Here is a 13,712-nt window from a genome sequence, read left to right as displayed (position 1 = left end):
GCCGTCGTCATGATCAGGCGGCAATTGCACGTTGGTCGAATCATGTCTGGTTGGTCAGAAGAACACACTCAGGTTTTTTGAAAGAACCACGTTTTGCTCCAAAAGAACTGTCCGACTGACAATTTGGAAGCCTTCCGCGGTACGTCTCAAAATATCTTTCCGCTCCCCTGCCCACAGATCTTCTTCGATGTCCATCCGGTTTCGGTACACGATGAAGTTCGAGTCGACGCCGATCTCATCGTCGCCGCCGGCGGCGACGTCGACGCGAACGTTGCTGATGAGATGGCGGGCACGAGACGGCGGTTCTTCTGCCCAGTTCTGTCCGGTCTTCCGTTGTTGGATCCGAAATCGCATGCGTGTCAGATCGTCGTCGTAGTGTGCGAGGTAAGCACCTCGTGGCTCGTCATCGGGTCGCGATTGTCGACGTAGTCGGCTGGTTCGGACCGGCATGTAGTAATGCAGGTCGTCCGCCAGGAGGGCAAACCAGCCGTCCCAGTCCCATCGGTCCAGAAGGGCCGCCTCATGGTAAAGGAACTGTTCTACCTGGTACTGCAGCATCATTTGTGCGGTGAGTCGGGCCGCTGGGCTCAAGGTGCTCTCGGTCGTCATCTCACGCCTCCTTCGACACTGCAGCGGTTGTCGCATCGCCTTGGACGTGCGGCCACTGCTCACTTGTCATGTACTCGACCCATCTGCGATAGAATGCACGCTGAGGCCCTTCTCCGAAGTAGCGCGACCCCAGTCGGCCAGGGAAGTCGTTGTGAGTGTGTTCTTCATGGCCGAGTCCCATGCGATAGTTCCACGCGATCTTTCGCACCTGCGTCCCTTGAGCCAACTGTCGTCCGATGAGATCCCAGTTCTCGCCGTCGTCGACCTCGACAACCCCGGCCGCTCCTTCCGTCATTCCCGACGTACGCTGCAGTTCCTTTCGGACTTCTTCACTAGCGTTCTTGTCGACAATGCAGAACTTCCACACCTCGAAAGAGTTTGGACCTTTCGGATGCCACACTCGAATATCGTTGCCGTTTAATAGTCCTGACAGATTCGGAAATACATTGAAGTTACCGGTCAGTTGGATGCGCTCGCCCACACGCTCATTGCCGACACGGGTGCGGTTCTCGAAATAGGCTCCGAGGGCGTCGTTCCCGAAGCGCGCGTTCTCGTTGAACATGTAGGAGACGCCATGGCCTTCCGGGAAGCTGGCCTGTCCGCCGCCGACCGGATCGATAGTCTCTCGCATCTGCATGATCGACGAGGCGTGTGTCGTCACCGCGTGGTAGCCGTCGCCGGCGAATTGTTCGGCGGCTAGTTTCCAGTTGCTGTGGATTGTCCACTTGATCACGCCGGGCAGGACCTCGATGCCGTCTTCGGCATGATCGGTCAGCCCGTCGATGAAGAACTTCATGTCACCGAGGTAATCCGTCAGGGGCGGGGCGGTCTCGTCGAAAGTGCCGAAAATGAAGCCGCGATAGTTTTCCACCTTTGCCACCGGCACGAGGCCGTTTTCGGCCGTGTCCAGCTCCGAGTAGTACGCATCATCGAGGTTGGGGACGTTGACGAGCTTCCCGCTCGTGTCGTAGGCCCACCCGTGATAGGTACAGGTGAAGAATTTCGCGTTACCGTCCTCTGCTCGGCAAACTCTCATACCTCGGTGCCGACACGCGTTGAGGTACGCACCGACACTCCCATCCGCTCGTCTGGTCACCAGCACGGGGTCACCCCCCATGTAGGTTGTGAAGAAATCGTTGGCCTTGGGGATCATGGAGTCATGTGCGAGAAACAGCCACGCTCGGCCGAAGAGCTTTTCTTGCTCGGCCTTGTAAATGTCTTCGTCGATGAACAGTTGAGGACTGATCAGCCCTTCTTTCCAGTCGACCATCGACTCGAAATCTTTGGTGCCATATTTCATTACTGAGCCTTTCCAAGTGAACGGGTATCGAAAGGGGTGAAGTGAAGAGTGACGTCGTCGAGATATGGCGGGTCAGGCGACCGAAGCCATCCTTCGTAGATCCGTGGTCGTGTCCGCCAGATCGCCGAGTGCAGGCTCGGCGCCGGTCTCGATCAGGCGCATGGCTCCACGTATGTCGCGGCCGGCGTTGAGGCCGAAGGCACCGACCACCTTTCGGTCGCGCAGATACAGCGCACAGAATTGAGCCCCCTGCCGATCTCCTCTGATGATGGTTTGCTCTGCACCGACGCAGTCACCCGTGACTTGGATGTCATGGTCGTACTGGTGGGACCACGACCATGGGACATCGAGAGTGCTCGGATGGCCACCCATCAAGGTCTCGGCGAGTCGGGTCGCCTGAGTCTGCGCGCCCCTCCAGTGTTCGGACCGGACAGGTCGCCCGAGACGGGCATCGTGGCGAAGTGCCACGTCACCGATCGCAGCAATCTGAGGTATGGATGTGATGCCGAACGGATCCACCGAAATCCCCTGCGCACAAGTCAATCCCGCTTCCTGCGCCAATTCGTCGTTGGGAAGCATGCCGATTCCGACTACAACCAGATCTGCGGCGATAGTGAGGTCGCCGGACAGCTCGACAGCTCGAACATGGGAGTCGCCGATCATTCTTTGGATGTGCCGCCGGCACAACACACGAACCCCATTGTTTCGGTGCACTTCTTCGAGAACATCGCTGATGTCGGAGGGGACAACGCGGGGTAGGAGCCTCGGTGCCTGCTCTACAATCGTCACCTCCTTACCCAGCGACTTCGCCGTAGCTGCGATTTCGGAACCGATGAAGCCACCACCGACGACAACGATCGAAGTCGCCGTGCGGAGGCGGTGCCTCAGCTTGTCCGCATCGGCGAGGGTGCGTAGATATGCCACCCCATCCAGCGTCGCCCCCTCGATCGGTAAGGGCCGCGGTCGGCCCCCGGTCGCGAGCGCCACGAAATCGAGTGCGACACGATGTCCGGTGGCGAGGCGGATTCCGGTCCGAGCTGGTTCGATGGCATCGACGACGCAGTCGGTTCGTAGATCGATGTCGTTGTCTTCGTAGAACGACGGTTCGTGCAGCGTCAGGGATGACCGATCGGCGTCTCCGACTAAGTACGCTTTGGAGAGAGGCGGTCGATCGTACGGAATCTCGGGCTCCGCACCGAACAGGTGAATGCTGCCGTCGTAACCGTTATTTCGCAGACTTTGTGCCAATGTGACGCCGGCCAGTCCGGCGCCGACTATTCCAATGGATTTCATGGGAATCAGATCGCGGGGCCGGCAGCGAGGACCTCGTGCCCCCAGATGCTCGGTCGGTCATAGGTCGACACGCTCCACGAATCATTCTCGACGGCAACACCATCGGTACCGAATTCGATCTCGAAACCCGACGGGGTCCTCATGTAGAAAGAGAGCATACGGTCGTTTGTGTGACGGCCGAGAGTCTGGGTGATGTCGGCGGATCCACCTAGAGCCTTGTCATACGCGGCTCCGATTGCGTCGAAGTCATCGATTTGCAGCATGAGATGGGCGAAGCGTTCAGTGCTTCCGGGCACATGACCGAAGGCCAAGCTGTGGTGGCGAGCGTTCACGCGGGTGAAGTACACACGGATGTCCGGCGACATGATGACCATGTCGCTCAGCGAGAATCCCAAAACGTTCAGATAGAAGTCGCGAGCAACATGTTCGTCCTGGACGTAGAGCACGATGTGCCCGAGTCCCTGACTGCCGGTGACGAATCGGTGTCCGAGGGGTGAGACGAAACGGTCTGAGGCGGAACGGGAACCGTAAAAGAATTCGAGTTCGTTACCGTCGGGATCTTGACATCTCAGCAGGCGAAGGACTCCCCTGTCGGTGGCGAGTTCTGTGTCTTCATGCCATGTGACGCCATGGGCATCCAAGCGGATCAAGAGTCGTTCGAGGGCCTCGGCATCGGGCAGTTCCCATCCGGTGAAGGCGTGTGAGTCCGTATCGGCGGCGTGGACGCGTATCCGCCACGCGCGTTCGTCGGTTCTCAGTGCCACGTCGCCGTTGTCCAAATCGACAACTTCGAGTCCCAACATGTCATTGGCGAAGGTCCGCCAACCGGGCAGGTCGGTAGTGGTAAAGCCAAGGTATCCGAGCGCTGAAATGTCGCTCATCAGATCTCCGTTCCAAGTGTGGTTCTGCAGCCTGGGCTTGGTTGCGTAAGCGAGTGCCCGCGTTGTGCGAGTGTGAGAATGGGGGCATGCATTCGGCGGCGGTGCCATGACCCATGTCACAGAAACGTTGTCACGGCCTGCGGGTGAGAACAAGAGTCGTCTCGGTGAATGAAACTGCGATTTCCGAATTCAAGGTCTCAAATGCTCTGCTTTGCAGTTGAATTCAGTATTTTCCGATCGCGACGTCGTACTTCGCACTCATGATCAGCACGTTCGAAATACCGGGCTCAGCGCGGCATCCCGCCCCACAGCATCCGCGGTTGTTCGAACTGCGTGGGACAGCCCGAGTGGTATTGCGTGTTCGGAGCGAGCACTGACCGAAAGCGCCGCAATTACGCGACCGCCGCCGAGGTGAACCGGAGCCGCTACACAAGCAATGCCTGGCCCCGATTCTTCTCGTTCGAATGCGACGCCGTCTCGGCGAATTCCGGCCAGTTCCGACTGCATGGCGTCGGCGTCGACTATCGTTCGCGGGCCCAATAGCCTCGGGTTCGTGGCGAGAAGCCCGTCGACGACGTGCGGTTCGGCGCATGCGAGTAATGCTTTACCCACTGCCGTTGCATGAGCGGGTAGGCGTCCTCCGACGCGAGAAGCAAGCGGCAGGGGGTCTGGTCCATCGACGACCGCAAGGTAGATGACATCAGAACCGTCCAGAACTGCCAGGTGCACGGTGCGACCGGTCTTGTTGCGCAGGTGTATCATTCGCGCCATCGCCAACCGGCGCAGTTCTTGGGGGCGGACGGCGTGCTGGCCTAGTTCGAAGAATCGCACTCCCAGCCGGATCGAAGTCCCGCTACGTTCGAGGAAATGTTGGTCCACCAACTCTGTGACGATACGAGAAACCGTGGCCTTGGGCAGTCCCGAGCGACGTGCGATGTCGGTCAGGCGCTGCTCCTCGTAGGAGGTCCCGATGAATCCGTCCAATACCCGCGCTACTCGACCGATCATCGTTGCTGGGTTTACCGCATCCTTCTGGGCCGAAGTCGGTTCGGTCATGCCGGCGAACTCCTCTCGAACTTTCCGCATCGTGCGAAGCCGGCGTGTCCGCCGACGGCGGTACCGGAAGCCTGATCGCTGCATGGAGTGACGCATGTCACTGACTCAGTTGTACTTGAATATCGATTGAATTTCAATCCCCGGCTGAATGGAGATGCTCAGGGCGCTCACCGCTGCTTTGTCTCGGTCAGTAGAACGAAGTTCGCGCGCAGTTCTGATCTGGAGCACTGTGGCAACACCGCAGTCCGCTGACTCTCAGTCGGGCTCCTGATGGCCGAGGAATGATGATCGAAAACGATAGGTCCTGGCGGCGCACCTTGAACGTGGGAGACGACGAGGTTTGCTTTCACGATGTCGGTACAGGGCCCCCGCTGATCATGAGCCAAGCTTTCGGTCCGCTACCCGGCACCACAGCGTGGCTGACCTACAGTCGCGTACTCAGTGCGCTGTCCGCGCACTTCCGCTGCATCGTGATCGACCACCCGAACTTCGGGCGTAGCAGCCCGAAAGTCTTCCACGAACCGTTCCACGATGTATGTGCCCGTAACGCATTCGCGATCATGGACAACCTGGGTATAGGCGTGGCCTCGCACTTGGGTGTATCGATGGGGGCCACCGTCGCAATCGATATGGCGCTCGCACAACCTGATCGGGTGAACAAGCTTGTCCTCGGGTCGTGCCATGCGTCGTCGGGTGGCGACCCTTACGCTCTGTCGCCATTCCCCAGCGAAGGAATGAGGCTTTGGACCGAAAATCAGGGCGGAGGTCCGGATCGCGACGCCATTCGACGACTCTTACGAGCTCTCGTCTTCGACCCAGAACACATCAGCGAAGAGTTGGTACAGGAAATGTACTTACTACGTCTCCGGGAACCGGCACATGCCGACGCGATGAACGCGAGTACACCGGCACCTCACAGCAATCTCGGCGATCTCCACAAGATCGATGTGCCCACACTCATTGTTCACGGTCGTCACGACCGACTCGTACCGGTGGAGCAGGCGTTGCTGTTGACTGGATATCTCACCACCGCTGACCTTGTCATTCTCAATCGATGTGGCCACTGGCCACCCTTCGAGCGTCCTGACGCATATCTGGCCACGGTGCTGCCGTTTCTACTCGCGCCCACGTGATGAATGGTCTCGGGTACCGAATAGGCGGGCAGGGTCCATAGCTGCTACTTCTCGTGCTGCTGTGTCATAGTGCCCAGTCAGCGAATGCAGCAGCTCGGTGGTCCGGCGCATTCTTTCCTGCACATCGACGATGTCGGCCATGCCCGAGACGATGATCTCTCGTCGAAGCTTGGCATAGCGGTCAGTCGCATCGATACCGTCGTCGGTAATCTCGAACAGCGTGGTAGCGCCGACACGGACCTTGCGAACCAAGCCTAATGACCCCAATTTCCGCAGGCCGTACAGCACGTTCTGTAAGTCATCGCGATTCATCAGCCGTGCGATGGTAGTCGCGTCTTTCGGGCGCTCCTGCATCCGAACGATATGAAGAAGGACTCCCTCGCCGAACTGGATATTCACATCTCCTACGATGCGCTGGATTTGCACGACGGACCGCTGGAATGCCTCGAACGCCTGGATCATGGCAAACTCGAACGCTGTCACCAGTGTGTCGTCGACTGAAGTTGCCAGATGCCACGTCGACTCGGGTGTCACGAATTCCGCGCCCATTTCGGCTCCTTTGATCCATCGTGTCCGGGGTACAGCAACAGCCGCCGCGCTCACGATACGGGCTCAAGGCCGCGACAGTTTGCGCCCGAGCGCAAGCGCCGCCGTTCTGACTGCTGGGGCAAGGTGCGCGGACCGGAATTGACGAGCTGGAACAGATACCGAAATCGCCGCTACAACTGAACCCGACACAACAACCGGTGAGGCAACACAGCATTTCCCCTCCGCCGCCTCCTCCCGCTCGATTGCGACCCCGATGCGGCGGATCTCGTCGAGCTGCCGTCTCATCACTCGGGGATCCGTCACCGAGTGCGGCGTGTAGCGACGGAGCGGCACGTCGAGTACTGCCTCCTGCAAGTCTCTCGTCTCGAATGCCAGCAGCGCTTTCCCCACTCCAGTGCAGGTGAGCGGGAGTCGTCCGCCGATGCGGGACGGGAGATCCGCGGGAAGGTGTCCGTGGAGTTTCTCGATGTAGACCACCTCGTGTGCGTCACGCACTGCGAGATGCACAGTCTGACCCGTCACCGCGAACAAGTCCTGCATGAACGGCATTGCAGTAGAACGTAACCGGTGCTTCACGGAAACTCGTTCTCCAAGTTCGAATAAAGGCATACCAAGCTCGAACGAGTTCGCTGTTCTGGTCAGCCATCCGAGGCGGGACAGCTCGACGAGCAGTCTGTGAGCAGTGGAGCGAGGCAGCCCGGTGCGAGTGCTCACGTCCGCCAGAGTCAGAGTCGTTCCTCCAGGAAATGCTTCCAAGACGAGGGCCGCTTTCTCCAATATCGACGGATTCTGGCGTGAGTCGTCCCGGATCACGGGATAGATCCTAGATGGTTTCAGGAAACCTGCCTAGATTTCCCCCATGACCATTGTGAAAGACAGTGTGATCGAGAAACTTTCCGACCGACTCGCCGATGCCGCCAGCACGAGCACACCGTGCGCTCCGGTCCGTGATCTCATCGGACGCGAGGATATCGACGCCGCCTACCGTATCCAATCACGCAACATCGACGCACTCCTCGCAGCCGGTCGCACCGTCGTCGGCCGAAAGATCGGGCTGACCTCGCCCGCTGTGCAGAAGCAGCTAGGGGTCGATCAGCCCGATTTCGGTGTCCTGCTCGACGATTTCGACGTCTCCGGTGACAGCCCGGTCGATTCTGGCCGACTGCTGCAGCCACGCATCGAAGCCGAGATCGCGTTCATCTTGTCCTCGGACATCGACGAGCCGATCACGGCGGAGCAGGCACCGCAGTTCGTGGAACAGGTGTTTGCCTCGTTCGAGATAGTGGACAGCCGGATCGCGGGCTGGGATATCAGCTTGGCCGACACCGTCGCCGACAACGCATCATCCGGGCTCTACGTCCTGGGCGAGAGCATCTCTCGCGCCGACGCACCCGACCTCGCCGAGGTCACCATGACCATGACCGCAGACGGTGAACAGGTTTCCGCCGGCAAAGGCTCGGACTGCCTCGGAAGCCCCTGGGCCGCCTTGGTGTGGTTGGCCAACACCAGCTTGTCCTACGGATCACCGCTGCGTGCCGGTGAAGTGATCCTCTCTGGTGCCCTGGGCCCCATGGTTGCTGTGGCCCCTGGCTCGACCTACACGGCGTCGATATCCGGAATTGGCAGCGTTTCATCGACATTCACAGCCTGACCTGCTCGATTCGAAAATCGAACAAAAATTGAAGGACATCATGAGCAAGACCAAAGTAGCGGTGATCGGATCCGGCAACATCGGCACCGACCTCGTCATCAAACTCACACGCGTAGCCAAGAGCGTCGAAATTGCTGTGCTCGTCGGAATCGACCCTGCCTCCGACGGTCTCGCCCGGGCGCGCCGTTTGGGGATCAGCACCGTGGACTCGGGAGTGCAGGGCCTGATCGATCACCCCCAGTTCGCCGACATCGACATCATCTTCGACTCGACCTCCGCCAAAGCGCATGTCGCGAACGAAGAAGCCCTGCGGCCCTACAACAAGAGGCTGATCGACCTCACTCCTGCCGCGATCGGACCGTACGTCGTGCCCGCGGTCAACCTCGAGGAGCACCTCGGTGCGCCCGATGTGAACATGGTGACCTGCGGTGGACAGGCGACCATCCCGATCGTCGCCGCGATCTCGGCCGTGACGCCCGTGCACTACGCCGAGATCGTCGCCTCGATCGCCTCGAAGTCGGCGGGTCCCGGCACCCGCGCAAACATCGACGAGTTCACCGAAACCACCTCCGAGGCAATCGAAAAGGTCGGCGGTGCCGCCCGCGGCAAAGCCATCATCGTCCTCAATCCGGCCGAGCCGCCGCTGATCATGCGCGACACGGTTCTCGCACTGGTATCGAACCCGGATCAGGACGCCATTCGCCGATCCGTTCTGGACATGGTCGCCAAGGTCTCGGCCTATGTCCCCGGCTACCGGCTCAAGCAGGAAGTGCAATTCACCCAACTCGACGACGCCGAATCCGTCGCCACCTTGACCGGCGGCGTCGACAAGGGGCCTGGCCTGTGGAAGGTCTCGGTGTTCCTCGAGGTCGAAGGTGCCGCGCACTACCTCCCCGCTTATGCCGGGAACCTCGACATCATGACCTCGGCCGCCTTACAGGTTGCCGAAAAGATCGCAGAGAACAAGTCCTTGGAGGCGGCACGATGACCGAAACGACAACTACTCGCCCGAACGCGACAGACGGTGCCGCCCTGTACATCCAGGACGTCACCCTCCGCGACGGCATGCACGCCATGCGGCATCGCATCAGTCCCGACAATGTCGCTCGCATCGCCAGTGCCCTCGACAGTGCAGGTGTGGACGCCATCGAGGTCACTCACGGTGACGGGTTGGCCGGCCACAGCCTGACTTACGGGCCGGGCAGCAACACCGACTGGGAGTGGATCGAAGCTGCAGCCTCGGTGGTGCACCGCGCCAAACTCACCACGTTGCTCCTTCCGGGAGTCGGGACGCTGAAAGAGCTCGAGCATGCGTTCAAGCTCGGTGTCACTTCGGTCCGAGTGGCGACGCACTGCACCGAAGCCGACGTCTCCGCCCAGCACATCGGCAAAGCCCGCGAACTCGGTATGGATGTGTCGGGATTTTTGATGATGTCCCATCTTGCGGGGCCCGAACAGCTTGCTGCACAGGCGAAGTTGATGGAATCGTACGGCGCGCACTGCGTGTACGTCACCGACTCGGGCGGTCGATTGACAATGAACGGTGTCCGCGACCGTGTGCGCGCCTACCGGGATGTCCTGGACGCAGATACCCAGATCGGTATCCACGCTCACCAGAATCTGTCGCTGTCGGTCGCCAATTCTGTTGTGGCAGTGGAAGAGGGAGTGACCCGCGTCGACGCATCTCTCGCCGGTCATGGTGCCGGAGCAGGTAACTGCCCGATCGAGCCATTCATCGCCGTCGCCGACCTGCACGGGTGGAAGCATAATTGTGATTTGTTCGGGTTGCAGGACGCGGCCGACGACATCGTTCGCCCGTTGCAGGACAGGCCTGTTCAGGTCGACCGCGAGACACTGACCCTCGGATACGCCGGGGTGTACTCCAGCTTCCTCCGCCACGCAGAGGCTGCAGCGAAGCAGTACGGACTCGATACCCGCGCGATCCTACTCGCTGTTGGCGAACGCGGATTGGTCGGTGGACAGGAGGATCTGATCACCGATATCGCGCTCGATCTCACCGCACAGAGGGTGTGACGCGGGCGTATGGGCGGAGTCCTTGGCAGTGAACCCGCCGAGGCAGGACCGCCTGCGACGGCTGAGGGATCGCGTCCCTACGGAGGACGTCGTAGGGCGACAACAACAATCTGGTTGTCCATGATCATAAATTGGCTGTCAACGCGGAACATTCGAGAAAGAGGTTTATAGTGGTGCGAGACGACCCTCATATGGTGCACTTACCTCAACCCCGCGCTGAGGAATGGGAGTGGCAACTCCGGGGTGCATGCCGTTCCATGCCGATTGGTATGTTCTTCCCCTCGACTAATCTGCGGGGACACGAGCTGGCCGCAGTGGAACGTAATGCCAAGCTAATCTGCAAGCAGTGCCCTGTTGTTGAACGGTGCCTACAATATTCGCTCGAATGTCGAGAAAAACACGGAATATGGGGCGGGTTCACAAGTGCCGAGCGGCGAAAGCTAGCACCACGGTCGGAGCCGGTGACTGCATGGTCCCGTGCGATTGCATCTTGAGTTAAGCGGCTACTGTACCGATGATCGGTGCCAACCTAGAAACGTTCGAGCATTATCGCCCCGCGAGCGCTCACCGACTCCTGCCAGGGTGGACGTGGATTCCGCTCGTCGAACCTGCTTTCGGAATGCGTACATGGTTGGTCCGATGAGACCGCACGCGAACTGCAGTCGAGGCCTGTGCCCAGGTTGATTGTCCGGAGTGCAGAAACAGACTGAGTCAACGTGCACGGTCTCCGCTGCATCGACGGTGCCTTCTACTTTCAACGACGTGCCGCGGCGGTATTGACCGACGTCTGATCCTCGACTTCTGACTACACCCGACACGGCAACTCCTTCGCTTCGACAAGCGCATCCGGCATCCCGTAGCGGGGCCGTAGTAGCCATACGAAGACGTGGCCGCATTCGACACCCGATCAGTTCCCCAGTACGCGGCGGTGCGCGAGTCAACTCATCGCTGTCAGAAAACTTGCGTAGTACCGAAATGTGCAGCGATTGCGTTGTTCATTGGGTCGACAGAACCTTGAATAAATTGCACAAGGTCTGAATTTGCGGTGCGTGGCGACCCGCTCGAGAATGGAGGGGCAGGATCGTACTCGAGCGCATCGAGGATCTCGCGGTGGAAAATCCCGTCGCCACCAAGTTCAGTCCGGATTGAACCAGGCCGAGTCGGTCCGTTGTTGTTGGCTGGTCCAGATCTGCTTGAGATATGGCAACTATTGCCTGCCGTGCGATGCGATTGATCGCGCTCGCTCGGCCGTGTTCGTAAAGGCTTGTAACCGCTGCTCGGTTGTCCCTTGACCCTTACAGCCGGATATTCCATGGTCCGGTGCGCACCTCGACATGCCCGCCGCCGCTGTCGGGTTCAGGACACAAGCTCTGCCCAGATCTCGCGGATCACCTCGAATCGCGAACTGTTCCAGCCTCGCCCGTCGCGATCAACGGCCGCAGGGCGAAAATTACCAAACTGGCAACACCGCACGCAATGGCCCCGACGACAAGGGCAGTTTCCGTACCCGCGATCAGTGTTAAGAACCAGATTGCGCCGGACTACTCGGTCGGCAAGGCAGTCCACACGACCAAGGCGAGGCCTACCAATGCAGGGGGATGACGGTCCGCCACGACGTTCGTTACAACGAATTGATCATGATCGACCTCCACGATTCCCGAGTTCTGCAAAGCAGGTTCAGTATCTCCGGCCACGGAGACGACCCTAGCGCTTTTATACGTCAGCTTGCGGGATGCTGAGCAATACGACCAGTTCTGATATGCAGGGTTACCAGTAAATTCGAGACATTCACTTTTACAACAGCTTTGATGACCGAAGACCTACTATGTATCGAGCGCCCGGTCAAACTCTAGGCTGACACTTGCAAAAACCTACCTTTCATCGACATAGCAGGGCGAGACCGAAGAGGATAATGTCATGCGGATCGAATGGGTCGTGTCCTGTCAACGAATGAATTCGTTGCAGCCGGTACTTGACCGTGTTGGGTTGAATGTTTTGATTCTGCGCCGACTGAGCAAGACTGAAACCGGAATCTATATAGGCTCTGAGAGTGGGAATGAGTTCGGATCGGTGTGCTTCGTCGTATCTGCGCAGCGGATCCAGCGCTTCCTGGCTCAGGTCGCTGTTGTACTGGCTCGAACGAACCACATGATCCAGCAGAGCGTCCGTAAATAGGTAAGCCCGTCGTCGACCCGGCCCGGCGGGTGTCGCCACCGCCGACAAGACCGCGTCTTGTGCGTCAACGTAGGACCTGGTGGCCGAGACCAGTGAGTCGTACGTACGACCCACACCCATCGTGAAACCCGGTACCAGCGCCGCGAGACCGTCCATGATGGGACGCTGCCCCTCTGGAAATTCCCCCAGCACCGGACATACGGCGACAATCTCGTCACCTCGAATGCAGACGATCGAGTGGCCGGGTACGGCAGCGGTGATGTATCGCTCCACCTCGTCGAGCTGGGTCCGCAACGGCAACGACATTGCCGGGCCACCGGATCGGGCGTTGTGCCGCAACAGGATAACGAAGTATCGGGCGGCGCGCTCCAGTCTGAACAGCGGCGCATAGTTGTCGATGCGCTCGGACGCGTTACCAGTCACCAACGCCTCGACCAGATCACGGCGAACCAGTTCAAGGTCGTGAATCATGCCGGAAGCCTTCTGCAGATAGGCCTGCGCAACCGTTGTCGACACGAGATCGACATGCTTCATGATCCGTCCCGCAATCACCAGCGCCGCGGCCGGATGACTCCGGGTCGTGGGTGCATCCACGACCTGCTCCCACACCGTATGCCCCCACAATCGATATGCCTGCAGCAGCGCATGAATCGGCACACCCTGCTGGAACCGCCTGACGGCGCTGTCCCGGAAGGACTGCAGGTGCACCTCGAAAGTGGGATCGGTCGGCGACAAGCCCGAGAGTACGTCCTCGAAATTGCGCCGCGCGACAACTGCTACATCCTGTTCGATGAAGCCTTCCGGGAGTGATCGGTACTCTACGATCTCTTCGCGGTACCGGCGCGCAAGCATGAAACCTATCTCCTCCGATCGAGCCTGCAAATACTCGACCAATTCCACCGTGGTGACGTCGAGCCCCGGCCCACCGATGCCGACATCAACATTCACGTGCTTCCTCCGTTCGGTTCTGCGTACCCCATCGTGTACCGCCACCGAGGTATCGCGGGCCCGTTTCGAGAGATCTCTTTGCT

13 protein-coding genes are annotated in these 13,712 nt (G+C 59.6%); 5 read left to right on the top strand and 8 right to left on the bottom strand.

Annotated elements, in window-relative coordinates; translation table 11 throughout:
* Positions 1–54 precede the first annotated feature (54 nt).
* The 5 genes from CH285_RS04225 to CH285_RS04205 all read right to left on the bottom strand — a co-directional run bounded on the left by CH285_RS04225 (position 55) and on the right by CH285_RS04205 (position 5,139).
* Positions 55–609, bottom strand: a complete 555-nt coding sequence (locus CH285_RS04225) for an aromatic-ring-hydroxylating dioxygenase subunit beta (RefSeq protein WP_094644551.1) — start codon at positions 607–609, stop codon at positions 55–57.
* 1 nt (position 610) lies between these two features.
* Entirely contained in the window at positions 611–1,909 is a 1,299-nt protein-coding gene (locus CH285_RS04220) for an aromatic ring-hydroxylating oxygenase subunit alpha (protein ID WP_094644550.1), read from the bottom strand.
* A 72-nt stretch (positions 1,910–1,981) separates the two neighbouring features.
* Complete coding sequence (locus CH285_RS04215; protein ID WP_094644549.1) at positions 1,982–3,202, bottom strand: NAD(P)/FAD-dependent oxidoreductase; 1,221 nt, start codon at positions 3,200–3,202, stop codon at positions 1,982–1,984.
* A gap of 5 nt (positions 3,203–3,207) precedes the next feature.
* Positions 3,208–4,191: a VOC family protein gene (locus tag CH285_RS04210; protein ID WP_094644548.1), complete on the bottom strand. Its 984-nt coding sequence runs from the start codon at positions 4,189–4,191 to the stop codon at positions 3,208–3,210.
* 156 nt (positions 4,192–4,347) lie between these two features.
* The gene (locus tag CH285_RS04205; protein WP_176458551.1) at positions 4,348–5,139 is read right to left on the bottom strand and encodes an IclR family transcriptional regulator; all 792 of its coding nucleotides are present in this window, start codon (positions 5,137–5,139) and stop codon (positions 4,348–4,350) included.
* Between the two features lie 281 nt (positions 5,140–5,420).
* On the opposite strand from CH285_RS04205, the gene CH285_RS04200 reads away from it, so the two are divergent.
* Positions 5,421–6,272: an alpha/beta fold hydrolase gene (locus CH285_RS04200; protein WP_255032492.1), complete on the top strand. Its 852-nt coding sequence runs from the start codon at positions 5,421–5,423 to the stop codon at positions 6,270–6,272.
* On the opposite strand, the gene CH285_RS04195 is transcribed toward CH285_RS04200, so the two are convergent.
* Together CH285_RS04195 and CH285_RS28780 are read right to left on the bottom strand one after the other, a co-directional pair.
* On the bottom strand, positions 6,255–6,821 hold the full coding sequence (locus tag CH285_RS04195; protein ID WP_094644546.1) for a winged helix DNA-binding protein: 567 nt from the start codon (positions 6,819–6,821) through the stop codon (positions 6,255–6,257). The two genes, CH285_RS04200 and CH285_RS04195, sit on opposite strands and share 18 nt — an antisense overlap.
* A 63-nt stretch (positions 6,822–6,884) precedes the next feature.
* The gene (locus tag CH285_RS28780; protein ID WP_441347010.1) at positions 6,885–7,634 is read right to left on the bottom strand and encodes an IclR family transcriptional regulator; all 750 of its coding nucleotides are present in this window, start codon (positions 7,632–7,634) and stop codon (positions 6,885–6,887) included.
* Positions 7,635–7,680: 46 nt separating this feature from the next.
* On the opposite strand from CH285_RS28780, the gene CH285_RS04185 reads away from it, so the two are divergent.
* The 4 genes from CH285_RS04185 (at position 7,681) to CH285_RS28610 (ending at position 11,000) form a co-directional block, all read left to right on the top strand.
* On the top strand, positions 7,681–8,472 hold the full coding sequence (locus tag CH285_RS04185; RefSeq protein WP_094644545.1) for a 2-keto-4-pentenoate hydratase: 792 nt from the start codon (positions 7,681–7,683) through the stop codon (positions 8,470–8,472).
* Between the two features lie 40 nt (positions 8,473–8,512).
* Positions 8,513–9,460, top strand: a complete 948-nt coding sequence (locus CH285_RS04180; protein ID WP_094644544.1) for an acetaldehyde dehydrogenase (acetylating) — start codon at positions 8,513–8,515, stop codon at positions 9,458–9,460.
* Positions 9,457–10,506, top strand: a complete 1,050-nt coding sequence (gene dmpG / locus CH285_RS04175; RefSeq protein WP_094644543.1) for a 4-hydroxy-2-oxovalerate aldolase — start codon at positions 9,457–9,459, stop codon at positions 10,504–10,506. Before CH285_RS04180 ends, dmpG begins: the two co-directional genes overlap by 4 nt.
* Before the next feature lie 191 nt (positions 10,507–10,697).
* Complete coding sequence (locus CH285_RS28610) at positions 10,698–11,000, top strand: WhiB family transcriptional regulator (RefSeq protein ID WP_094644542.1); 303 nt, start codon at positions 10,698–10,700, stop codon at positions 10,998–11,000.
* Between the two features lie 1,384 nt (positions 11,001–12,384).
* Here the strand turns inward: CH285_RS28610 and CH285_RS04165 are convergent.
* Complete coding sequence (locus CH285_RS04165) at positions 12,385–13,629, bottom strand: PucR family transcriptional regulator (RefSeq protein ID WP_176458553.1); 1,245 nt, start codon at positions 13,627–13,629, stop codon at positions 12,385–12,387.
* Positions 13,630–13,712 lie beyond the last annotated feature (83 nt).

The sequence above is a fragment of the Rhodococcus sp. 05-2256-B1 genome (assembly GCF_002258465.1).
Lineage (GTDB): Bacteria > Actinomycetota > Actinomycetes > Mycobacteriales > Mycobacteriaceae > Rhodococcoides > Rhodococcoides fascians.
Note: the sequence above shows the minus strand (reverse complement) of the source record. Positions and strands in the feature narration are given on the sequence as shown.